Annotated in this window: 17 protein-coding genes; 6 read left to right on the forward strand and 11 right to left on the reverse strand. The window is 67.9% G+C overall.

Annotated features, from left to right (window positions below; all coding sequences use genetic code 11):
* Nucleotides 1-311: 311 nt before the first annotated feature.
* The 7 genes from betA to EO174_RS16925 all read right to left on the reverse strand — a co-directional run bounded on the left by betA (nucleotide 312) and on the right by EO174_RS16925 (nucleotide 9,032).
* Complete coding sequence (gene betA, locus EO174_RS16895) at nucleotides 312-1,982, reverse strand: choline dehydrogenase (RefSeq protein ID WP_126946096.1); 1,671 nt, start codon at nucleotides 1,980-1,982, stop codon at nucleotides 312-314.
* A gap of 179 nt (nucleotides 1,983-2,161) precedes the next feature.
* Nucleotides 2,162-3,634: a betaine-aldehyde dehydrogenase gene (gene betB, locus EO174_RS16900; protein WP_126946099.1), complete on the reverse strand. Its 1,473-nt coding sequence runs from the start codon at nucleotides 3,632-3,634 to the stop codon at nucleotides 2,162-2,164.
* A gap of 40 nt (nucleotides 3,635-3,674) precedes the next feature.
* The gene (betT, locus tag EO174_RS16905) at nucleotides 3,675-5,654 is read right to left on the reverse strand and encodes a choline BCCT transporter BetT (protein ID WP_104649710.1); all 1,980 of its coding nucleotides are present in this window, start codon (nucleotides 5,652-5,654) and stop codon (nucleotides 3,675-3,677) included.
* Between the two features lie 136 nt (nucleotides 5,655-5,790).
* Nucleotides 5,791-6,528, reverse strand: a complete 738-nt coding sequence (locus EO174_RS16910; RefSeq protein WP_104533297.1) for an endonuclease/exonuclease/phosphatase family protein — start codon at nucleotides 6,526-6,528, stop codon at nucleotides 5,791-5,793.
* Nucleotides 6,529-6,577: 49 nt separating this feature from the next.
* A complete protein-coding gene (locus tag EO174_RS16915; protein WP_126946102.1) occupies nucleotides 6,578-7,393 on the reverse strand; it encodes a thiol:disulfide interchange protein DsbA/DsbL in 816 nt (271 codons plus the stop codon).
* A gap of 91 nt (nucleotides 7,394-7,484) precedes the next feature.
* Entirely contained in the window at nucleotides 7,485-8,135 is a 651-nt protein-coding gene (locus EO174_RS16920) for a thiol:disulfide interchange protein DsbA/DsbL (protein WP_104586010.1), read from the reverse strand.
* Between the two features lie 96 nt (nucleotides 8,136-8,231).
* A complete protein-coding gene (locus EO174_RS16925) occupies nucleotides 8,232-9,032 on the reverse strand; it encodes a c-type cytochrome (protein ID WP_164739813.1) in 801 nt (266 codons plus the stop codon).
* A 144-nt stretch (nucleotides 9,033-9,176) separates the two neighbouring features.
* Here EO174_RS16925 and yihA point away from each other — a divergent pair, with 144 nt between their 5' ends.
* A complete protein-coding gene (gene yihA / locus EO174_RS16930; RefSeq protein WP_024939454.1) occupies nucleotides 9,177-9,800 on the forward strand; it encodes a ribosome biogenesis GTP-binding protein YihA/YsxC in 624 nt (207 codons plus the stop codon).
* A gap of 72 nt (nucleotides 9,801-9,872) precedes the next feature.
* Here the strand turns inward: yihA and EO174_RS16935 are convergent, their stop codons facing one another.
* The gene (locus EO174_RS16935) at nucleotides 9,873-10,847 is read right to left on the reverse strand and encodes an MBL fold metallo-hydrolase (RefSeq protein ID WP_126946105.1); all 975 of its coding nucleotides are present in this window, start codon (nucleotides 10,845-10,847) and stop codon (nucleotides 9,873-9,875) included.
* Between the two features lie 104 nt (nucleotides 10,848-10,951).
* Nucleotides 10,952-11,788, reverse strand: a complete 837-nt coding sequence (locus tag EO174_RS16940; protein WP_126946108.1) for a helix-turn-helix transcriptional regulator — start codon at nucleotides 11,786-11,788, stop codon at nucleotides 10,952-10,954.
* 312 nt (nucleotides 11,789-12,100) lie between these two features.
* On the opposite strand from EO174_RS16940, the gene EO174_RS16950 reads away from it, so the two are divergent.
* Nucleotides 12,101-13,465: a glutamate--cysteine ligase gene (locus tag EO174_RS16950; RefSeq protein ID WP_126946111.1), complete on the forward strand. Its 1,365-nt coding sequence runs from the start codon at nucleotides 12,101-12,103 to the stop codon at nucleotides 13,463-13,465.
* A gap of 127 nt (nucleotides 13,466-13,592) precedes the next feature.
* Here EO174_RS16950 and EO174_RS16955 read toward each other — a convergent pair whose 3' ends face one another.
* Complete coding sequence (locus EO174_RS16955; protein ID WP_104586008.1) at nucleotides 13,593-15,116, reverse strand: ATP-binding protein; 1,524 nt, start codon at nucleotides 15,114-15,116, stop codon at nucleotides 13,593-13,595.
* Nucleotides 15,113-15,832, reverse strand: a complete 720-nt coding sequence (locus EO174_RS16960) for a response regulator transcription factor (protein ID WP_104649706.1) — start codon at nucleotides 15,830-15,832, stop codon at nucleotides 15,113-15,115. Before EO174_RS16960 ends, EO174_RS16955 begins: the two co-directional genes overlap by 4 nt.
* 137 nt (nucleotides 15,833-15,969) lie before the next feature.
* Between EO174_RS16960 and EO174_RS16965 the strand changes: the two genes are divergently transcribed.
* The 4 genes from EO174_RS16965 to frmR all read left to right on the forward strand — a co-directional run bounded on the left by EO174_RS16965 (nucleotide 15,970) and on the right by frmR (nucleotide 22,089).
* On the forward strand, nucleotides 15,970-17,070 hold the full coding sequence (locus EO174_RS16965; RefSeq protein ID WP_126946114.1) for a glycosyltransferase: 1,101 nt from the start codon (nucleotides 15,970-15,972) through the stop codon (nucleotides 17,068-17,070).
* Nucleotides 17,071-17,304: 234 nt separating this feature from the next.
* Nucleotides 17,305-17,601, forward strand: a complete 297-nt coding sequence (locus EO174_RS16970) for a hypothetical protein (protein WP_126946117.1) — start codon at nucleotides 17,305-17,307, stop codon at nucleotides 17,599-17,601.
* 363 nt (nucleotides 17,602-17,964) lie between these two features.
* The gene (locus EO174_RS16975) at nucleotides 17,965-21,534 is read left to right on the forward strand and encodes a PAS domain S-box protein (RefSeq protein WP_241240037.1); all 3,570 of its coding nucleotides are present in this window, start codon (nucleotides 17,965-17,967) and stop codon (nucleotides 21,532-21,534) included.
* Nucleotides 21,535-21,813: 279 nt separating this feature from the next.
* On the forward strand, nucleotides 21,814-22,089 hold the full coding sequence (frmR, locus tag EO174_RS16980) for a formaldehyde-responsive transcriptional repressor FrmR (RefSeq protein WP_016902624.1): 276 nt from the start codon (nucleotides 21,814-21,816) through the stop codon (nucleotides 22,087-22,089).
* Nucleotides 22,090-22,101: the final 12 nt, after the last annotated feature.

The following is a 22,101-nucleotide window of genomic DNA, read 5'->3' on the forward strand; positions in this document are numbered from 1 at the left end:
ACCATGCAGACCGACCATCTCGACTGGTCCTTGCCCGCCCACCCTCGCGGGACACGCCGTGAGTACGTCCGTGTAGGCTCTTACGCGGCATCCATGCCGCGTAAGGTCCCGCGACGGTGGGCGGGCAAGGACCAGTCGAGATAGTCGGTCTGCAGGGTAAGAGCGGTGCTGATGCGCCTCGTTCGGTCATGAAGCATCGGCTCCACGTGATGCACACCGCACCACAGACAGCTTTTCGAACAAGCGCCGACCAACTTTCTGGTGAGGGCACCGCGCACTCGACCCGGGGCGGCACACCGCGTTTTCTAGCCTCACCCGCGCACGGGCGCATCGCCGGCCACGTAGTAGTCGGCCGTGCTGCGCGGCAGCGGCGTGCGGCCACGCATGCGGTCGGCGATCTTCTCGGCGATCATGATGGTGGTGGCATTGAGGTTGCCGGTGATGATGCGCGGCATGATCGATGCATCGATCACGCGCAGGCCTTCCATACCGTGCACGCGGCCCTGTCCATCGACCACCGCCATGTCATCGCTGCCCATCGCACAGGAGCAGGACGGGTGATACGCCGTCTCTGCGCGCGCGCGCACGAAGGCGTCCAGCGCGGCATCGGTCTTGCAGTCTGCGCTCGGGCTGATTTCGCGGCCGCGGTAGGCATCCAGTGCGGGCTGGGCGATGATCTCGCGGGTGATGCGGATCGCATCGCGAAATTCCTGCCAGTCCTGATCGGTGGATTGGTAGTTGAACAGGATCGACGGATGCTGGCGCGGGTCGCGCGACTTGGCATGCACGCGCCCGCGGCTGGGGGTGCGCATCGAGCCTACATGCGCCTGGAACCCGTGTTCCTTCACCGCATTGCTGCCGTTGTAATTGATCGCGACGGGGAGGAAGTGGTACTGGATATTGGGCCAGTCGAATTCCTCGCGCGTGCGGATGAAACCGCCGGCTTCGAATTGATTGCTGGCACCGGTGCCGGTGCCGGCGAACAGCCACTGCGCACCGATGGCCGGCTGGTTCCACCATTGCAATGCCGGATACAGCGACACCGGCTTGGTGCAGGCGTACTGGATGTAGACCTCCAGATGATCCTGCAGGTTCTGGCCGACGCCCGGCAGGTCGTGCACCAGTTGCACATCGAGTGCGCGCAGCAGATCCGGCGCGCCGACGCCGGAGCGCTGCAGCAGCTGCGGCGAGGCAATTGCTCCGGCACACACCAGCACTTCGCGGCGCGCATGTGCGTCGACGCCTTCGCTGCTGTTGCCGACCAGGTAGTGCACGCCGATTGCGCGCTTGCCGGCAAACAGGATGCGGTCGGTGGTGGCATGGGTGACGATGTGCAGGCCCTCGCGCGGGCGCGCCATGTCCAGATAGCCGCGCGCCGTGCTGGCACGGCGCCCCTGCGGCGTCACCGTGCGGTCCATCGGCCCGAAGCCTTCCTGCTGATAGCCATTGAGATCGTCGGTGCGCGGGTAACCGGCCTGCACGCCGGCATCGACCATGGCGTGGAACAGCACGTTGTTGTCGTTCTTCGGCGTGGCCACGCTGACCGGGCCTTCGCCGCCGTGATACGCGTTGGCGCCGATGTCGCGTGTTTCGGCCTTGCGGAAGTACGGCAGCACATCGCGGTAGCTCCAGTCCTCCAGGCCCGGGCGCCTGGCCCAGTGGTCGAAGTCCAGCGCGTTGCCGCGGATGTAGCACATGCCGTTGATCAACGATGAGCCGCCCAGACCCTTGCCGCGCCCGCATTCCATGCGCCGGTTGTCCATATGCGGCTCCGGTTCGGTCTCGTAGGCCCAGTTGTAGCGGCGGCCCTGCAACGGGAAGGCCAACGCCGCCGGCATCTGGGTGCGGAAGTCCAGCCGGTAATCCGGACCGCCCGCTTCCAGCAGCAACACGCTGACGCCCGGATCCTCGGTCAGGCGCGCAGCCAGCACGTTGCCTGCCGAGCCGGCGCCGATGATGATGTAGTCGTATTCGCGTTGCATGGGGTTCTCCTTGTTGCGGTGCCGGTGTGAAGCGGCTTTCAAAACGATTGCGCGGTGGACCGGCGGCCGCTGTTCGAAACGGCAGCGTTCAAGCCGGCAGCGCGATCCGCAGGTTGCGGCTGGCGCATGGCGCATGGCGCGGTGCCGCTGGCGGCTGCCTGCCAGGTGGTGTCGGCCCGTCAGAACACCGACGCGTAGCGTTCCAGTTCGACCTGGATGGATTTGGTGCGGGTATAGGCCTGCAGCGTCGCCAGGCCGTTTTCGCGGCCCACGCCGGATTGCTTGTAGCCGCCCACCGGCATCGGTGCCGGCGATTCGCCCCAGGTGTTGATCCAGCAGATGCCCGCTTGCAGGCGATGGATCAGGCGATGCGCGCGCGCCAGGTCCGGCGTCACCACGCCCGCGGCCAGGCCGTAGGTGGTGGCATTGGCGCGTGCGATCGCTTCGTCTTCGTCGTCGTAGGTGAGCAGGCTCAGTACCGGCCCGAAGATCTCCTCGCGCACGATGGTCATCACGTCGGTGCAATCGCTGAAGATGGTCGGTGCGACATAGCAGCCTTGCGCCAATGCGCCGTCGCGCAGACGTTCGCCGCCGCACAGCAGGCGTGCGCCCTCGGCCTTGCCCTGTTCGATGTAGTCGAGCACGCGCTGCATGTGCGCGGCGCTGACCATCGGGCCGAAGGTGGTGCGTTCGTCCAGCGGGTCGCCAATGTGGATGCGTTGCACGCGTGCCAGCAGCCGCGCCTCGAAGGCGGTGCGCAGCGCGCGCGGCACGAACACGCGCGTGCCGTTGGTGCACACCTGCCCGGAGCTGTAGAAGTTGGCCATCATCGCGATGTCGGCGGCCAGATCCAGGTCCGCGTCGGCGCAGACGATCAACGGCGACTTGCCGCCCAGTTCCATGGTCACGTCTTTCAGCGACGAACTCGAGGCACTGGCCATCACCTTGCGTCCGGTCGCGGTGCCGCCGGTGAAGCTGATCTTTTCGATCTGCGGATGCTCGGTGAGCGCGGTGCCCACGCTGGCGCCGTCGCCGGGCAGCACGTTGAACACGCCATCGGGCAGGCCGGCCTCGGTGAACAGTTCGGCCAGCTTGAGCGCGGTGAGCGGGGTCACCTCGCTGGGTTTGAAGATCATCGCATTGCCGGCCGCCAGCGCGGGCGCGGCTTTCCACAGTGCGATCTGGATCGGGTAATTCCATGCGCCGATCGCGCCGACCACGCCCAGCGGCTCGTGCCGCGTGTAGAAGAAGCTGCCTTCGCGCAACGGCACCTGTGCGCCTTGCAGCGCCTGCGCCACGCCGGCGTAGTACTCCAGCACGTCCGCGCCGGTGACGATGTCCACGCTGCGGGTCTCGCTCAGCGGCTTGCCGGTGTTGAGCGTTTCCAGCTCGGCCAGCGCGTCGTTGCGCTCGCGCAGCAGCGCCACTGCACGCAGCAGGATGCGCGAGCGTTCCACCGTGGTCAGTGCCGCCCATTGCTGCTGGCCGGCCTTGGCGCTGTCGATGGCAGCATCCAGGTCGTCGGCGCCGGCATTGTGCACATTGGCCAGCACCTCGCCGGTGGCGGGATTGACCACCTCGAAGGTGTGGCCACCGCGGGCGGGAACATAGCGGCCGCCGATATACAGCAACTGGTCGGGGAAACGTGGCATGGCAAACCTCCTGTGGGGCGCACGCGGCAGCGGCGGCACCTCAGCGCGTGAGATGCAGGAACTGCAGGTGACGCTCGTATTGATCGATGATGTCGTTGATGATCTGTTCGCGGCTGTAACCGACCAGGTCGTAATCCTGGCTGCCTTCGTACAGATACACTTCGGCGCGGTAATAGCGTTGGTTGCGCAGGCGCTGCGCGGCAAATGACGGTGTCAGGTAGCCGCGCATCACCACCTGGTAGCGGAAGTCCTGCTGCTCGCCGTGGTCGACGCTGATCTCCATGTCGTCGTCGTCGAGCCGGCTGCTGACCTGCCAGCCTTCTTCCTGCAGCTGCGCGGTGACCGCTTCGATCGCCGGGCGCACCTGGTCGTGCATGAAACGATAGACCTCATCGCGCGCCGGGAAGTGCATCGCCTGGCCCAGGCGCTGACGCCAGCCGCGGTGGTGCCGCGATTGCCCGATCAGCGGGCTGGGGCTGTAGAGCTGCGCACGCTTGCGCTGCGATTCCTGGCTGAGCGCGCGCGACAGGCCCCAGGCCATCAGCAGCAGCACCGCGGAGAACGGCAGCGAGGCCAGCACCACGGCCGATTTCAGCGCGTCCATGCTGCCGGCCAGCAACAGGCCGCCGGTCACCACCGCGGTGAGCACGCCCCAGAACACGCGCAGCCAGCGCGGGCCATCGTCGTGTGGTTCGCCGCCGTGGGAGGACAGCGTGGACAACACAACCGTGCCCGAATCGGCAGAGGTCACGAAGAACACGAAGCTGATCGCCACCGTCACCGTGATAACCGTGCGGCTCCACGGGTAGCCCTGCAGCAGCGCGTACAACACCGTCTCCGGTGCAGCGATGGCCTGTTGCGCCAGCGCACCCTGGCCGTGATGCAGCAACTGGTCCAGCGCGCTGTTGCCGAAGATCGACAGCCACGCCAGGGTGAAGCCGAGCGGGATCAGCAGCACGCCGAGCACGAATTCGCGAATGGTGCGGCCGCGCGAAATGCGTGCGATGAACAGGCCCACGAACGGTGCCCAGCCGATCCACCATGCCCAGTAGAACACCGTCCAGTTGCCGAGCCAGTCGCTGCGGCCGCCGTAGGCGTACACATCGAAACTCTTGTTGACCACACTGCCAAGGTAGTCGCCCAGATTCTGCATCAGCGCGTTGAGCAGGTACTGCGTGGGGCCGGCGAACAGCATGAACAGCAGCAGCGCGATCGCCAGCAGCATGTTGATGTCCGACATCCAGCGCACGCCTTTTTCCACGCCGGACACCGCCACCACGATCGCCGCACCCATCATCGCCACGATCAGCGCCACCTGCACCCAATGGGCGTGCGGCACCTCCATCAAGGTGCTCAGGCCGGCGTTGAGATGCAGCACGCCAAAGCCCATGTCTGCGCCCAGGCCGAACACGGTGGCCACGATGCCCAGTGCATCCACGGTGTAGCCGATCGGCCCGTTGATGCGCTTGCCGATCAGCGGATACAGCGCCGAACGCAAGGCCAGTGGCAAATTGTGCCGGAACGCGAAATACGCCAGCGCCATCGCTGCCAGCGCGAACACGCCCCAGCCGTGCAGGCCCCAGTGCAGGAACAGCAACTGCATTGCCTGACGCGCGGCCGCCTCGCCGTTGCCGGTGCCGCCTTGCGGCGGTTGCAGGTAATGGGTGAGCGGTTCGGAGACGCAGAAGAAGAACAGCGTGATGCTGATGCCCGCAGCGAACAGCATGCCGGCCCAGGAGAGATAGCTGAATTCCGGCTCGTCGTGATCGGCGCCGAGCTTGATGTTGCCGTAGCTGGACAAGGCCACGCCGAGCACGAACACCAGATACACCGTCATCGCCAGCAGGTAGTACCAGCCGACATTGCGCGAGGCCCAGGTCTGCGCGTCCAGCAGCACACGGCCTGCATCCAGCGGAAACAACGACACCAGCAACGCAAACGTGCAGACCACGGTTGCCGCCAGCACGAACACCGGGCGCAGGGTGCGCACCGGCAAGGGCTGCGGCGCTACCGCACTCATGCCGACACACTCATAAGATGCGTATCACGTGCTGTGCTCCCAACGAAAAACCGCCTGCGTTATCGCACAGGCGGCGTCGAGGGGGTGTCATCGGTCGAGTCCGCCAGTGCGAACCCGTAGCCACTTTGCGTGGCTGTCAGCGCAGCAGGTGCAGCGGCACGCGGATATCCATGCCGACCGCAAGATGGTCGGAGAACGCTGCGGGAATCGCTTCGATATGTTCGATCGTCAGGCTGTCGCTGACCAGGATATGGTCGATCGCCCGGTCCGGACGCCAGCTCGGAAACGTATGCACCTCGCAGCTGGGCGGTTGCAAGCGCGTATGCCGATACAGCGCCTGCATTTCCGGCCGGTCGGCCATGCAGTTGAAATCGCCCATCAACATCGCGTTGGGATGCTCGGACAACAACTCGGCGATGAAGGCCAGCTGCGCCATGCGCGAATTGGCGCCCAGCGACAGGTGCGCCACTGCCACCGCCAGGCCTTCGCGGCCCTGCCCGAACTTGGCCAGCAGGATGCCGCGCCCGCCGATCCGGCCGGGCAGGGCATGGTCCTGCACTTCCAGCGGTTCCAGCTTGCTCAGCAAGCCGTTGGCGCTGGAGGCGACCCCGCCCATGCGGCGGTTGGGCTGGTGGCTCCAGTAATGGAAGCCGGCGCGCTCGGCCAGATAGTGGGTCTGGTTGGTGAAGCCCGAGCGCAGGCTGCCCGGGTCGGCCTCCTGCAGGCCGACGATGTCGCGCTCGCCGGCCAGCTTGGCGATGCTGTCCAGGCTGGTGCGCTTGCTGCCCAGCGGCAACGCATGCGACCAGCTGCGCGTGACGTAGTCGCTGTACCGGCGGGTGCTGGAGCCGGCCTGGATATTGGCCGTCAGCACCCGCAGGGTGCGCGAATCCGAAGCGTTCACAGGGCTGCGATCGACAGGATCACTTGGCCAGCGTGGCGCGTTCGCGCGCGATCAGGTGATCGGCGATGCGCAGCATGTCCGGGAAGCTCTGGCCCTTGACCAGGTACTTGCCGTTGACGATCAGCGACGGGGTGCCAGTGAGCTTGCTGCGGGTGGCGAACTGCTTGGCACGGTTGGTCTTGGCCGACACGCCGAAGCTGCTCATGGTGTCGATGAAGGTTTTCTGGTCCACGCCGTACTTGGCGTAGAACGCGGCGATGTCCTGCACCGAATCCTTGCCGCGCTCGCCCTTGAGGGTCTGCTCGGTGTGGATGGCCTTGTACAGCGCTTCGTGGGTCTTCTCCTGCACGCCCAGGGTTTCGGCGGCGTAGAACGCACGGCCGTAGTCGTCCCACGGGCCGCCGAACATCGCCGGCACGTAGACGAAATGCACGTCCGACGGCAGGCCGGCCTTCCACGGCCCGATCAGCGGCTGGAACGCGTTGCAGGCGGGGCAGACATAGCCGAAGACTTCGGCCACTTCGATCTTGCCGGCAGCCTGCTGGTAGGGCTGGCCGCCTTCGATATCAAGATAGTCGGTGCCGGCGACCGGCTCGGGGCCGTTGGGTGCGCGCGGTGCGGCGCTGGGCGCGGCGGCCGGCGCGGTGCTGGCGCTCTCGCCTACGGCAGGCGGCGCGGCGGGGTCGGCGGCCGGCGTGGCAGCGGCCGGAGCAGGTGCCGTCTCGGCGGCCGGCGTGGTGGCGGCAGGTGCGGTATCGGACGAGCCGTCCTGGGCCTTGCAGGCGACCAGGATCGGCAGCAGCGCCATCAGCGTCAGGGCGAAGCGGGTCTTCATCGGATTGGATCTCCAGCGTGGGGCGAGGAAAGGGCCGGACGGCCGCGGGGCGCATGATGCCACGGGCGGCCGTTGGTGGCGGTTACGCGGTTCAGCGCTTGGCAGGCGCGGCGTGTTCGCGGGCGATCAGGTAATCGGCCACGCGCAGCATGTCCGGGTAATTGCGCGCGCCGATCAGGTAGCGCCCGTTGATGATGATGGCCGGGGTGCCCGGGAGCTTGCTGCGCTTGGCGAATTCGCGCGCCGCATCGAGCCTGGCATCCACCGCCTGGCTCTTGTAGGTCTCGATGAAGCGCTGCTGCGGCACGCCGTAGCCGGCGTAGAACGCGGCCAGTTCCTCCGGGGCGACGTTCTGGGTCGGCACGGTCTGCTTTTCGTGGATGGCCTCGAACATGGCGCGATGGCTGCGCTTGGCCACGCCCAGGATGTCGGCGGCGAAGTAGGCGCGTGCGAACGCATCCCAGAATCCGCCGAATGCCGCCGGCACCGGGGTGAAGCGCACATAGGACGGCTGCTTGGCCACCCAGGCCTCCAGGGTGGGCTCGAAGTGCGCGCAGTGCGGGCAGGTGTAGCCGAACACTTCGGTCACTTCGACCTTGCCGGCCAGCGGCGCGTACGGCTGGCCGCCGTCGATCACGATGTAGTCGTCGCCTTCCACCGGTGGGGCGTTCTTGTCGGCGGCGCAGGCCGCCAGCGGCAGCAGCACCAACAGCAGCAGGGACAGACGGGAAAGCAGATTCATGCGGGCTCCGTGGGGATGGGGAGGGGAGAGCGGGAAACGACGACGCCGGTCGCGGGACCGGCGTCGTGACACGGTGTGGCGGTTGCGGCAGTCAGTTCATGAGCGTGCGGGCGTTGCTGCGGGTGGTTGCTGCGCGGCGGCCGCATCGTCGGCGCGGTCGTGCAGACCCTGCAGATAGCTGGCCAGCGCCTGGATCTCCTGCTCGGTCAGCGGGTGCGCCACCTGCGCCATGATATTGAACAGCGCCGGGTTGCGCTCCTGGGTGGTGCCGGCCTGGTATTCCTTCAGGCGCCGCGCCACGTACTCGGCATGCTGGCCGCCCAGGCGCGGATACGCCGGGCCCGGATTGCCGCTGCCGGCCGGGCCATGGCAGGCCATGCAGGCCGGCACGCCGCGCGCGATGTCGCCGCCGCGGTAGAGCTTCTCGCCGACCTCGTAAAACTTCAGCCCCTGGTACGGCCCCTCGTTGACCACCGCGTCGTCGGCCACGCCGGCTGCGGATTTCTGCGTGGCGAAGTAGGCGCCCAGGTCGCGCATGTCCTGCGCGGTGAGGTCCTTGACGAACGGCACCATCACCGCCGACATGCCGGTATTGCGCTCGCCGCTGGCGATCAGGGCGACCTGGTGCGCCACGTAGCGCTCGGTCTGGCCGGCGATGCGCGGGTACATGGCCACCGCCGGATTGCCGTCCGGGCCGTGGCAGGCCGCGCAGGCGGCGGCCTTGGCCTGACCGGCCTTGGCATCGCCCCAGGTGGTCTTGGACAGGTCCACCTCCAGCGGGGCAATGCGCACCGGCGGCGGATCGGGGATCGGCGTGACTGCCGATTGCGCAAACGCCACGGCGGCAATGACCGGCACGGCGACGGCGGCGAGGACTAGCACACGAGCATGGCGCATCAGCTAAAGCTCCGTATGGACCCGGCCCGCGCGCGTTGGGTGCTGGCTGTGGCAGGCGTGCTTCGATTATCGACACGCCTTTGCGCCAGGGTCAACGAACAGTGCAGCAAAACCGTCAGGCCCCGAACGTGCGATCCTAGGGAGATGTCGCTCCTTATCGAACAAGCCCGCTACCACCTGTCCGCCCATAACGCCCGGCAATTGCCCGACGATGGCGGCTACGAGGTCGCCTTCGCCGGCCGCTCCAACGCCGGGAAATCCAGCGCGCTCAATGCGCTGACCCGCCAGAACGCGCTGGCCCGCGTGTCCAAGACCCCTGGCCGCACCCAGCAGCTGGTGTTCTTCCAGATCCAGCCCGAGCGCTATCTGGTGGATCTGCCCGGTTACGGCTACGCCAAGGTGCCGCAGGACCTGCAGGCGCATTGGCAGGCCTTCATCGACCGCTATTTCCGCACCCGCGAGGCCTTGCGCGGGCTGGTGGTGGTGATGGACATCCGCCATCCGCTCAAGGATTACGACCTGCAGATGCTCGGCTATGCGGCCGAGCGCGGCCTGCCCGCGCATGGGTTGCTGACCAAGGCCGACAAGCTCGGCCGTGGCCAGCAGATGCAGACCCTGCAGAAGGTCAAGAAGGAAGTGACCTCGCGCTTCGGCGACAGCGTGACCGTGCAGACCTACTCGGGCGAGTCGCGCCAGGGCGTGGACGAGTTGCGCGGCATCGTCGGCGGCTGGCTGGGCCTGGACGTAGCGGCGCCTGCCGCAGAGTGAGCCGGGCCGGGCTGGCGGATGACGCCTGGCCCTGCAGACAGCCCACAACGGCGAGCCAGGGCTCGCCGTTTTTCATTGTGGCACCGGGCCGAACTCGGTCGGCACCCAGGCGAACGCGGCGCCCTCGTGGCGGACATGGCCCAGGCCCGGGAACGGCAGATGCGCGCCGGCCACCCACCAGCGGCCGTCGGCGGCCTGCGCCAGCAGGCGACGCCGTGAGGCGATTGCCTTGGTGCGATCGCTGTCGGCCTCGAACGATGCGTCCGGCTGGGCAAACTGCACGGCGTGGTAGTGCAACACATCGCCCCACACCAGCAGGGTGCTGCCAGCGCCGCCGTCGAAGCGGTAGGAGACGTGGCCGGGCGTGTGGCCCTGGCTGTCCAGGGCGGTGATGCCGGCCGGCAATGTGGTTTTGCCCGGCTGGAAACGGCGCAGCCGACCCTGGGCCTGATAGGGCGCGACGGCCGCGCGCGCCAACGGGAAGGCGAACTGCAGCGTCGGCGCGGCAGCGGCCTCCGAGGCGGGATCAAGCCAGTACGCGGCATCGGCGTCGGACAGCCACACCGTGGCGTTGGCAAAGGCCGGTGTGCCCTGCGCATCGAGCAGGCCGCACAGGTGGTCCGGATGCGCGTGGGTGAGCAGCACATCGTCGACCTGGGCGGGGTCGACACCGGCGGCGCGCAGGTTGGCCAGCACCTGGCCCAGCCCGGGCCCCAGGCACTGCGCGGTGCCGGTATCGACCAGGCTGAGGTGGCTGCCGTCCTGGATCAGGTAGGCGTTGACTGCGGTCTGCAGCCCCTTGGCGTCTTCGGGCACGTAGCCCCGCGCAAGCAGGCGGTCGCGCTCTGCCGGGTCCACATTGGACAGTTGTTGACGCGTCAGCCCCACGCGGCCGTCGAACAACGCGGTGACGCGCAGCGTGCCGATGCGCTGCAGGTAGAAGCCGGGAACCTGCGCGTGGGGGGATGCGGGCGCAGCGGCGTGCGCCAGCGTGGCGCTTGCGGCCAGTAACAGCGGCACCAGCGTACGCAGGACGGAAACAGACATGAGCAACTCCAGGACAGGCGGCAACTGCCGCGGTGTCGCCATGCTGGCGGCAGCGAGCTGCGCGATTCGCTCAATGCGCTGCGCCAAGCGCTCGCGTTGGCGCCCTAGCGGCTATTGCCGATGCTGGCCGGGTCCAGTCCGTAGCGCTGCTGGAAGCGCTGGCTGAAGCTGCGGGTGGAGCGATAGCCGGCGCGCGCGGCCACGGTCTTGAGCGGCCAGCGCGTGCTGTAGAGCAGGGCCATCGCGTGCGCCAGCCGCGCATCGGTGATCAGTTCGCGCAGCGAGCGTTGTTCGGCGGCCAGATGCCGGCGCAAGGTGGCGCCACTGATGCCCAGGCTGTCTTCGATATCACGCGAGCGCCACGCCCGCTGTGGTTGCGCGACGATCAGCGTACGCACCTGCTCGGCGATGCTTGGCGCCGGCGGCAGCAGCAGGCCGCCATGGCCGCGACGGCACACGTGGATGACCAGTGAGGCCAGCGCCAGGCGTGCTTCGGTATACAGGCCGCGTTGCAGCGCATCGCGCCATTGCCGCAGCGGCAGTGCGACATCGATCGCCGGCAGCCGCGCGATGTCGGCGCCGGCCTCGGGCAGCGGCTCGTTCCACAACGCGCGCGCAGCGGCCAGTGCCTCCTCGCACAGGGGTACCACCGCGCTCATGTAGAGCCCGGTCTGCGGGTCGGGCGTGTTGATCAGATCGATCCGGCAACGGCGCGTTGCCAGGAACAGATCGCCCGGCACGAGTTGCAGCGACTGGGTCGCGCTGCGCACCTGTTGGCGGCCCTGCAGCACAATCGCGAACTGCGGCTGGGTCAGGTCCACCGAGCGCGCCCCGTGTTCGCGCCGTGCGCTCACGCAGGCGTAGCCGTCGGCGCGCTCGCAGTGCATCAGACTGGCCATCTGCGCGAGCAGGGCGTCGGTGGATGTGGGCGCAACGGTCATGGCCGGGCGATGCTACAGGATCGCGGGTGCGCGGCCTGGGTGATCGAACGCCGTGCATCCTGCCTGCGGGGATTTGCGGGTGTCCGTGTTCAGCGTGAACGGCTGCGGCCTGCCGCACCCTTCCTCACGCCTGCCCTCGGGCGGTGGGGTCGCGCTTGCTGCTGCGTCGGCCACGCCGTGCGCATGGATGGAAATCTCAGACCCGGTCGATGGCAGCAATTCTTTCCATGCCCTGCGGTTATAGTGCGGGCCTTGCGGTGGCAGGGGAGGATCCCCACATCGTTCCCCTAAATTTTTCCTGCGAGCCTGCCCTTGTCGAGTCCCAGCCACGTTGCCGAAACGCCGATCACCGAACGCGCGGAACTGGTCCAGGTGCTGGCCTCCGGCGAGAAGCCCAGTGCTGACTGGCGGATCGGCACCGAGCACGAAAAGTTCGGCTTCCAGCTCGACGACCTGCGCGCGCCCACGTTCGAAGGCGCGCGCGGCATCCAGGCGCTGCTGACCGGCCTGACCCGCTTCGGCTGGGAGCCGGTGCAGGAAAACGGCCACACCATCGCGCTGCTGCGCGACGGCGCCTCGGTGACGCTGGAGCCGGCCGGCCAGCTGGAGCTCTCCGGCGCGGCGGTGGAAACCCTGCATCACACCTGCGTGGAAACCGGCACCCATCTGGACGAAGTGGCCCAGGTGGCCGGCGAGTTGCAGCTGGGGTTCCTGGGCATGGGTTTCCAGCCGAAGTGGCGCCGCGACCAAATGCCGTGGATGCCCAAGGGCCGCTACCAGATCATGAAGAACTACATGCCCAAGGTCGGCTCGCTCGGCCTGGACATGATGACCCGCACCTGCACCGTGCAGGTCAACCTGGATTACGCCACCGAAGCGGACATGGTGAAGAAGTTCCGCGTGTCGCTGGCGCTGCAACCGATCGCCACCGCGTTGTTCGCCGATTCGCCATTCACCGAAGGCAAGCCGAACGGCTACCGGAGCTACCGCTCGCACATCTGGACCGACACCGACGCCGATCGCACCGGCATGCTGGATTTCGTGTTCGAAGACGGCTTCGGCTACGAGCGCTACGTCGATTACCTGCTCGATGTGCCGATGTATTTTTCCTACCGCGACGGCGTCTATGTCGACGCCAGCGGGCAGAGCTTCCGCGATTTCATGCAGGGCCGGTTGCCGGCACTGCCGGGCGCGTTGCCGACGCTGCGCGATTGGTCCGATCACATGACCACCGCGTTCCCGGAAGTGCGTCTGAAGAAGTACCTGGAAATGCGCGGCGCCGACGCCGGCCCCTGGGATCGGCTGTGCGCGCTGTCGGCATTCTGGGTCGGCTTGCTGTACGACGACACCGCGCTGGATGCGGCCTGGGATCTGGTCAAGGATTTCAGCACCGCCGAGCGTCACGCGCTGCGCGACGGGGTGCCCAGGCAGGCACTCGGCCTGCCATTCCGCAACGGCACGCTGCGCGAGCTGGCCGTGGAAGCGGTCAAGATCGCCCGCGAGGGCCTGCGCCGGCGGGCGCGGCTGAATGCCGATGGCCAGGACGAGACCGGCTTTGTGGACGTGATCGCCGAGATCGCCGAGAGCGGCGTGACCGCCGCCGAGCGCAAGCTGGCGCTGTATCACGGCGCATGGAACGGCGACATCGATCGGGTGTTCCGCGAGTTCGCGTACTGAGCGCTTGCGGAGTGCCGCAGCTGTAGCCCGTGCCCGGGCTGGCGCGCGGCGCGTTGTTGGCAGGCATGGACCCGGGCGCGACGGTACCGCCGAGCGCGCGTGCGCAAGACCGCATTCCCGCCCGGCTTTAGCGCCGCTCCGGCATGCACGGCAGGCGCACCGTCACGCGTAGGCCGCCACCTGCCGCACGGTTGTCCAGGCGCAGGTCGCCGCCATGCGCCAGCACGATGCTGTGCGCCACCGACAAGCCCAGCCCGATGCCGCCGGTGTCGCGATTGCGCGAGGACTCGCCGCGTACGAAGGGCAGCAGCAACTGGTCGCGCTGGGTCGGGTCGATGCCGGGGCCGTCGTCGTCGATCCACAGCACGCCGTCCTCGCCATCGCGCTGCAGTTGCAGGCGCGCGCGCTTGCCGTACTTCAGCGCGTTCTCCAGCAGATTCATCACCGCCCGACGCAATGCCAGCGGGTCGCCATCCAGGGTGATTTCCGGGCCGGGCAGTAGTTCGGCATCGGCGCCGATGTCGGTGGCATTGTCGACCACGCTCTCCACCAGCAGGCGCAGATCCAGCGGCGCGCGCTTGCCGCGGTGGCGATCGTTCTGGATGAAATCCAGCGCGGCGGAAATCATCGCCTTCATCTCGTCGATGTCGGCCAGCGCCTTGTCGCGCAACGGCGGCTGCAGGCCATCCAGGCGGAACGACAGGCGTGCCAGCGGCGTGCGCAGGTCGTGCGCGATCGCCGCCACCATGTGGGTGCGTTCGTTGATCAGGCGATTCAGGCGTGCCTGCATCGCATTGAACGAGTCGGCCGCGCGCACGATCTCCGGCGGGCCGCTGCGTTGCAGTGCGGCCGCATCCGGATTGCGGCCCAGCCGGTCGGCGGCCTCGGCAAAGCGCTTGATCGGCGCCGACAGCGCACGCGAGAACCACCACGCCAGCGGCACGTTGGCCAACAGGCCGGCCAGGAACAGCAGTACCACGTGGGTCTTGAACTCGGCCGACAGCTGCCGTGGCGGCGATTCGACCGTGCGCCAGCGGCCATCGGGCTGCTGCAGCGCGGCGGTGAATCCATCCAGCAACGGCACGCCCGGGGTCAGCCGCTCGCTTTCCCAGGCGGCGGGGGGAGCGTCCGGACCCAGCCCGTTGCCGACCGGCGGGGTGCCGGGGGCACGATCACCCGGCCAGGCGCCTGGCGCTGGCGGCGATCGCTGCGCGGCATCGCGGCGATTGCCGGCGGGGCTGGCATCGGCGCCAGCGGCCCCGGGGCGCTGCGGCTGGTCGGGCATGCGCGGCGGCCGCGCCATGCCGAGCTGCGGGCCCTGGCGATCGTCGGCGCTGCGGTAGAAGCGCACGCGCTGTTCGGGGACATCCAGCCAATGGGCCAGCAGCATTTCCGCAAACCCATCGCGCACATGGCCTGCCGGCGGCAGCGGGGCCTGGGCCGATTCGCGCACCGTCAGGGTCTGGGTGCCGGCCGGCATGCGGGTGGACAGCAGCGCCACCACCTCCGGCGGATGCACCGGCGGCTCGTAGACCGGGGTGCGCATCACCAGCAGCGCGATGCCGACCGCCTGGGCGGTGAGCAGCGCCACCGCCAGCAACACAAAGGTGCGGGCAAAGATCGACAGCCCGCGACGTGCCGGTTTGCTCACAGACGCGAAACGCCCGGCAGCAGCATGTAGCCCTCGTTGCGCACGGTGCGGATCAACTCGGTATGCACGCGCTCGTTGATCTTGCGGCGCAGGCGGCTGATCTGGCTGTCGATGGCGCGGTCGTAGACGTCGGTGTCGCGGCCACGGGCGTAGTCCAGCAACTGGTCGCGGCTCAGCACCCGCTGCGGATGCTCGACGAAGGTGCGCAGCAGCGCGAACTCGCCATCGGACAGATTGATGAAGATGCCGGTGGGGTCGCGCAGGTCGCGGCGGACCACGTCCAGCCGCCAGCCGGCAAACTCGTAGACGTTGCCGCGCTGGTCGGCCTGCTCGCTGCTGGCCTGGCTGCGGCGCAGCAGGGCGCGCACCCGCGCCAGCAGCTCGCGCGGATTGCAGGGTTTGGCCAGGTAATCGTCGGCACCCACTTCCAGGCCGATGATGCGGTCGGTGTCGTTGCCCAGCGCGCTGAGCATGATGACCGCAGGTGAACCACGCTCGCTGGCCAGCGCCCGCGCCGCGCTCAGGCCGTCTTCTCCCGGCATCATCACGTCGAGTACGATGAGGTCCGGGCGGCGCTGCGCGATGCGCTTGCGCATCTCCGCCACGTTTTCGGCAACCTCGACCTGGTAGCCGTGGGCGCTGAGGAACTCGCCGATCAGCTTGCGCAGGTCCGGGTCGTCGTCGACCACGAGAACGCAGGGTTGTTGCATGTCCATGGAGGTCATCGTCGGTGGCGCGGAGCTTGGCCCGCGCAGGGTGGTGGCTACCGGATACATGGTGCTCGCAGTTGCAAGGCTGGAGCACGCATCATAATGATTGAATTTGTCAACCTTTGGCACACGCGTGACGCACCATGACAGAACGGAACATCGTGCAGGAAACCGGGCAAACGACACTGCGCCGCTGCAATGGCGAGTGTACGCATGACAAGGCGTTTCCGATGATGCGGGTGATCAGCCGCGACAACGGCGTGGGCCTGACCCGGGACATGGTGCTGATGGCGCAGACGCTGCGCGCCGGCGGCATCCCGGTGCAGGAAGTGGGCTTCACCAGTCAGCGGCTGCACGACACCGCGCGCGAAGCCCGTCTGTGGGCCAGTCGCGCGCTGTTCGGGCGGGTGCCGGTGCAGATCTTTTCCGAGCGTGTCTATGCGCGCTGCCTGCCGCTGGGCCAGACCAACCTGCTGGTGCCCAATCCGGAATGGTTGCTGCCCAAGTGGCTGCCACGGCTGCCGCAGTTCGACGCGGTGCTGTGCAAGACCCATCACGCGGAGCGGATTTTTCGCAGCCTGGGCTGCACCACGCGCTTCATCGGCTTCACCAGCCCGGATCGCCACGATGCGCAGGTCCCGCGTCAGCGTGCGTTCTTCCACCTGGCCGGGCGCAGCACCGCCAAGGGCACGCAGGTGCTGCTGGAGACCTGGCAACGGCATCCGGAGTGGCCGCTGCTGACGGTGGTGCAGAGCCCGCGTACCGCCGGCAAGCCGGTGGTGGCGCCGAACATCGACCACCGCGTCCGCTATCTCGACGATGCCGAACTGCGGCGGCTGCAGAACGCACATCTGTTCCATCTGTGTCCGTCCGAGGCCGAAGGCTTCGGGCATTACCTGATGGAAGCGCTGAGCGTGGGCGCGGTGACCCTGGCCACCGACGGTGAGCCGATGAACGAACTGGTCAGGCCCGAGCACGGCGTGCTGATCCCGGTGGCCGAGGTGCGCCAGCGGCGTCTGGCGTCGTACTACTACGTGGATGCGGCGGGCATCGCGCAGGCGGTGGAAACCGCGCTGGCGTTGCCGCAGGCGCAGCTGGATCGGTTGTCGGCCAATGCGCGCGCGTTCTACCAGGCCAACAATGCCGCATTCGCAGCGCGCTTTCGCAGTGCGGTGCTGGCGTCGTTGCCCGCAGAGGTGGCGGACGTCAGCGCGGGCGTGGCCCCGGCAATCGTCGAAAACTGACACGTCCGCCCGGCCTGGCCTTCACCACGGTCCGGGCATATCGCCTGCAGCGCCCGGTGCCCGCGTGGTTGCAGGCCTTGTGCGCCGCATGGCGGCGTACGCCAGCGGGCGGCGCGCAGCGGCAAATGCACGACATGGCGCGATGCGAGGCTCTCCCTGACCAAGCGGGGACATCCCGCAGTGCCATGTGCGTGCAGGACGCGCATGTGCGCCATCCAGCCAGGGAGATCGACGATGGTCCAGACACGCACCACAGCCGCCATCACCGCACTGCTGGCAGTGCTCGGCCTGGGCGGCTGCGCCAGTGTCTGCGGCGCGCCTGCCGGCGGGCCGCCGCCGCCTGCGCCGCCACAGGCGCGTCGTGGCCCGCCACCCCATGATTCCGACTTCGACGCCGCGCTGCAGGCATGTGCCACCGTGCAAGGCATCGCATGGGCTGCGCCTGACGCCTCGTCCCTCGGCCCGCCATCGCCAGCGCTGTTGCAATGCCTGCAGGCCCAGGGTTTCGGGCCGCCGCCCCGGCATGGCTGATCCTGCTGGTGTGGAGATCACGCCCACCGTCGCTGCGAGTTATCCGCGGCGATGCTGCAGCTGGTGAACTCCGCACGCGCGACAGTCGCCCTGCTCGCTGCACTGCGCAACCCGAGCGAAGCGGACGCTTGCCGCGCTTGGCGGTCTCTGCACCGGAGGTCCGGCAGCCGGCAGGCCGAATTAAACGATTCCCCTCGGCTTCGCTTCAGCCGTCTTGTCCGCACGCGCGGCACCGGCAACAACCCGCTGTGTCGAGCACGCTACTGACAAGCCCTTCGCCATCGAGTGCGCACTGTGGGGGCTCACCCGGTACGAATGATCGATCGCGATGGGCGCAGGCCAGGGCCGGACACGATGAGTGCCATGCCCGACAACACCAGGCAGGACAACGCGGCACTGCAGGACGAACTCGCCGGCATGCGTCGCCTGCATGCCTTGCAGGTCAGCCTGGCGGCACAGGCCGACGCCCGTATCGCGCTGCAGGACATCACAGCGCTTGCCTGCGTCTTCGCGCGTACCGACTGCGGCTGCGTGCAACTGGTCAGCGCACACAACAGTGAGATGGAGTTGCGCGTCTATCGCGGACATGACGAACGCAGCGCCTTCGTCCAGCAATTCCTGAAAGACGGTTTCCAGGCCACCTGCGACACCGTGCGGCGCGAACGCCGGCAGTTGGTGATCGAGGACATCGAAACCTTCACCCCGTTGAAGGGAACGCCCGATTACGAGGCTGCGCTGTGCAGCGGCATCCGTGCTGCCCAGTTCACCCCGTTGTTCAATCGTGCCGGTGGCCTGCTGGGATTGCTCGGAACCCAGTTCACCGTGCCGTATCGGCCCGCGGAACACGAACTCAGATTGCTCGAACTGCTCGCATGGACGGCGGCCGACTACATCGAGCGCCATCGGGCCGAGCTGGCATTGCGTACCAGCGAGTCGCGGCTGGCCGCGCTGTCGGCGGCAAGTTCCGAGGTGCATTACCGCATGAGTGCGGACTGGGACGAGATGCACCAGCTGACCGCCGGCACGCGCGCCGCCGATGCGCCGGCGACCAGCCGTTCGTGGATCATGGATTACATTCCCGCAGAGGATCAGGCGCTGGTGCGCAGCAGGATCGATGCAGGAATCCGCTCGCGCAGCGCGATCGTGTTCGAGCACCGGGTACGACGCGCCGATGGCAGCATTGCGTGGATGGCGACCAAGGCGGTCCCGGCACTGGATGCGGAGGGACGCATCACCGAGTGGTTCGGTGCCGGAACCGACGTCACGGCGCGCAAGCAGGCCGAGGAATGCCTGCGCGATAGCGAGGCGCGGCTGACGTACGTGCTCGACCAGGTCCCCATCGGGATCGGCCTGTTCGATCTGCAAGGTCGCTTCACCTACCGGAATCCACAACTGCGGGACCAGCTGGCCGCACGGGTCCCCTCGTGCGCGCCGCCGCTGGAGCAGCCGCGCGCCGGTGTCGATCAGCAAGGGCAGGCGGTTGCGATCCAGGACTTTCCCTGCGCCCGCGCGCTGCGTGGCGAAGACACGATCGCGCCGGTGGACTTCCTCGACCCCCATGACGCTGCACAGCGCTGGTTGCGGATTACCGCAGTGGCGCTGCGCGAAGCCGGCCGCGTCACCGGTGGCGTTGCAGTGTTGCAGGATGTCACTGCGCAACGCCGGGTGCAGATGGAGGTGGGCGCGCTTGCCGAGCGCAATCGCGACATTCTCGAAAGTATTTCCGACGCGTTCTACGGCGTCGATGCGGACGGGCGCTTCACCTACATCAATCAGAAGGCCGAGTTGCTGTGGGGGCGCGCGCGCGATCAATTGCTCGGGACCTTGCTGTGGGAGCAATTTCCCGACTCGATCGGGTCGCTGCCGTATCAGGCCTATGTGCAGGCGTCGCAGACCCGCCAGGTGGTCAGGCTGGAAACCGTGTCGCCGGCATTGGGGTACTGGGTGGATGTCAGCATCTACCCCACCAACGATGGCGGAATGTCGGTCTACTTTCGCGACATCTCCGACAAGCGCCGGGCCGACGAGCGGCTGCGTGCCAGCGAAGAACGCTTCCGCACCGCGTTGACGATCGAAACCGTCGGCGCGACGTATTTCGACATGGGCGGTCGCCTCACCGATGCCAACGACACATTCTTGAAGATGAGCGGCTACAGCCGTGCCGACGTGGAAGCGGGCACGCTTTCCTGGCAGGCGCTGACGCCACCCGAATTCAGGGGCGTGTGCGAGCAGGCCTTCGAGGAGCTCAAGAGCAAGGGAAGTGCCACGCCTTACGAGCGCCAATATCTGTGCAAGGACGGAACCCGGCGCTGGGCCCTGTTTGCGTCCAAGTGCCTGCCGGATGGCACCGGTTTCGAGTTTGTACTCGACATCACCGACCGCAAGCTCACCGAGGCGGCGCTACGCGAGGTGCAGGACCGCAATGCCTTCCTGCTGAAACTCTCCGACGCCTTGCGGCCGCTGCCCGATCCGGCCGCCATCCAGGCCGAGGCCGCGCGCGTGCTCGGCGAGCATTTGAACGCCGGCCGCGCCTACTACGTGGACGTGGATGCCAGGGCGCACCAGTACGTGGTTGAACGCGACTGGCATCAGCCCGATGAAACCAGTCATGCGCGTCGCTTCGCGTCGACGGACTGGCCGATGCCCTGGCTGCTCGACGCGCAGACCTGGGTGGTGCGCGATGCCGTCGCTGACCCTGCATCGCCCGACGATCGGCGCCCGGCCGATGCGGGCCACGAGATCGGCGCGCTGATCGTGGTGCCGCTGATCAAGGGCGGCCAGCTGGTGGCCACCTTCGTGGTCAATCAACGGACCGCGCGTAACTGGAGTGCGGCCGAGATCCGCCTGGCGGAGGAGACCGCCGAGCGCACCTGGGCGGCGCTGGAGCGTGCGCGCGCGCAGGCCGCGCTGCTCGAAAGCGAAGAGCGCTACCGGGTGATCGTGGAGAGCGCGCTCGACTACGCAATCTTTACCACCGATACGCGCGGGCATATCCAGACCTGGCCGCCGGGTGCCGAAGCGGTCTTCGGCTGGACCGCCGAGGAGGCGATCGGCCAGCACATCGCAATGACCTTCGTGGCCGAAGACCGTCTCACCGGCGTGCCGCAGCGCGAGATCGAGCAGGCGCATTACACCGGCGGCGCGCCGAGTGTTCGCTGGCATCAACGCAAGGACGGCCGGCGCGTGTTCATCGAGGGCGCAACGCGGCCGCTGCGCGACGGCAGCGCCGAGCCGCTGGGCTATCTCAAGATCGGCCAGGACGTGACCCGGCGACGGCAGTGGGAAGATCGCCAGCAGGTGCTGCTGGCCGAGCTGCAGCACCGCACCCGCAATCTGATGGGGGTGGTGCGCGTGGTCTTCAATCGCACGCAACGCAGCAGCACGACCATCGCCGAGCTGACGCTGATCTATAACGACCGCCTGGACGCCCTGGCGCGTGTGCAGGGGCTGCTGTCGCGCCTGAACGAAGGCGATCGCATCCTGTTCGATGAATTGATCCGGGCCGAGCTGTCGGCGATGGGCGCGATTGATGCGCACGGCCATGGCGACCGCGTCACCCTGGACGGCCCGGACGGCGTGCGTCTGCGCTCCAGCACCGTGCAGACCTTCGCGCTGGCCCTGCACGAACTGGCCACCAACGCCACCAAGTACGGCGCGCTTGCACAGGCCGGCGGACAGTTGCAGGTGCGTTGGCGCTTGCTGCGTCCGGCCCAGGGCACCCGCCTGCGCATCGAGTGGAGCGAGACCGGCGTGCACATGCCGGCGCCTGGCGAGGCGCCGCAAGGGTCCGGCTACGGCCGCGAGTTGATCGAACGTGCGCTGCCATACCAATTGCAGGCCGAGACCACCTACGTGCTGGGGCCGGACGGGGTGCGCTGCACCATCGAACTCCCGGTGTCGGAGAGCATGCGCCTGGACCGCGACGAGGGCTGACACTGCGTGCCGCGCCTGCACATGCCTGCCAGTGCCGTGCTGCAGTGCGACGACGGCGGCTGCCGGCGCGCGGAATCCATAGCACCCCGATACAACGCGTCGATCACCTGCAGGCGCCTGGATGGACGTGCAGCGCCATGGCTGACGCGAAAGGTGTAGCGGCGGCCGCCCGGTCCCGGCTGCGGCCGCCCGGGCTTTGTTCGGGCAGGCGTGTTCGCAGGCGTGGCTTTTTTCGAGCAGATCCATATACTACCCCCCAGTATTTGGCCGGGGGGCGCCATGCCGCATTCGCCACAGGAGAAAAAGCGGGCGCTTGCGCGCGTGCGACGCCTGCGCGGGCAATGCGACGCCCTTGAGCGCGCGCTGGAGGCGGGAGCAGACTGTGCGCCTGTCCTGCAGCAGATCGCCGCGATCCGGGGTGCCGTCAATGGACTGATGTCGCAGGTGCTCGAAGCGCATATCCGCGAAGACTTCGGCCACGCCGCCGCTTCCGATGCGCAGCGTGCCGAGCGGGTGCAGGAGTTGCTCGGGCTGGTCCGGTCCTACCTCAAATGAACTCCCACCGGG

Origin of the sequence: Xanthomonas sp. BRIP62418 (assembly GCF_003993495.1) — a bacterium.
Classification (GTDB): domain Bacteria; phylum Pseudomonadota; class Gammaproteobacteria; order Xanthomonadales; family Xanthomonadaceae; genus Xanthomonas; species Xanthomonas euroxanthea.

What these genes read in the sequence shown, in the direction of transcription:
- EO174_RS16940 (WP_126946108.1), bottom strand. Translation starts at nt 11,788, where the DNA reads ATGACCGTTGCGCCCACATCCACCGACGCCCTGCTCGCGCAGATGGCC.
- EO174_RS16970 (WP_126946117.1), top strand. Translation starts at nt 17,305, where the DNA reads ATGGTCCAGACACGCACCACAGCCGCCATCACCGCACTGCTGGCAGTG.
- EO174_RS16965 (WP_126946114.1), top strand. Translation starts at nt 15,970, where the DNA reads ATGACAGAACGGAACATCGTGCAGGAAACCGGGCAAACGACACTGCGC.
- yihA (WP_024939454.1), top strand. Translation starts at nt 9,177, where the DNA reads ATGTCGCTCCTTATCGAACAAGCCCGCTACCACCTGTCCGCCCATAAC.
- betB (WP_126946099.1), bottom strand. Translation starts at nt 3,634, where the DNA reads ATGCCACGTTTCCCCGACCAGTTGCTGTATATCGGCGGCCGCTATGTT.
- frmR (WP_016902624.1), top strand. Translation starts at nt 21,814, where the DNA reads ATGCCGCATTCGCCACAGGAGAAAAAGCGGGCGCTTGCGCGCGTGCGA.
- betA (WP_126946096.1), bottom strand. Translation starts at nt 1,982, where the DNA reads ATGCAACGCGAATACGACTACATCATCATCGGCGCCGGCTCGGCAGGC.
- EO174_RS16920 (WP_104586010.1), bottom strand. Translation starts at nt 8,135, where the DNA reads ATGAATCTGCTTTCCCGTCTGTCCCTGCTGCTGTTGGTGCTGCTGCCG.
- betT (WP_104649710.1), bottom strand. Translation starts at nt 5,654, where the DNA reads ATGAGTGCGGTAGCGCCGCAGCCCTTGCCGGTGCGCACCCTGCGCCCG.
- EO174_RS16915 (WP_126946102.1), bottom strand. Translation starts at nt 7,393, where the DNA reads ATGAAGACCCGCTTCGCCCTGACGCTGATGGCGCTGCTGCCGATCCTG.
- EO174_RS16960 (WP_104649706.1), bottom strand. Translation starts at nt 15,832, where the DNA reads ATGGACATGCAACAACCCTGCGTTCTCGTGGTCGACGACGACCCGGAC.
- EO174_RS16975 (WP_241240037.1), top strand. Translation starts at nt 17,965, where the DNA reads ATGCCCGACAACACCAGGCAGGACAACGCGGCACTGCAGGACGAACTC.
- EO174_RS16925 (WP_164739813.1), bottom strand. Translation starts at nt 9,032, where the DNA reads ATGCGCCATGCTCGTGTGCTAGTCCTCGCCGCCGTCGCCGTGCCGGTC.
- EO174_RS16935 (WP_126946105.1), bottom strand. Translation starts at nt 10,847, where the DNA reads ATGTCTGTTTCCGTCCTGCGTACGCTGGTGCCGCTGTTACTGGCCGCA.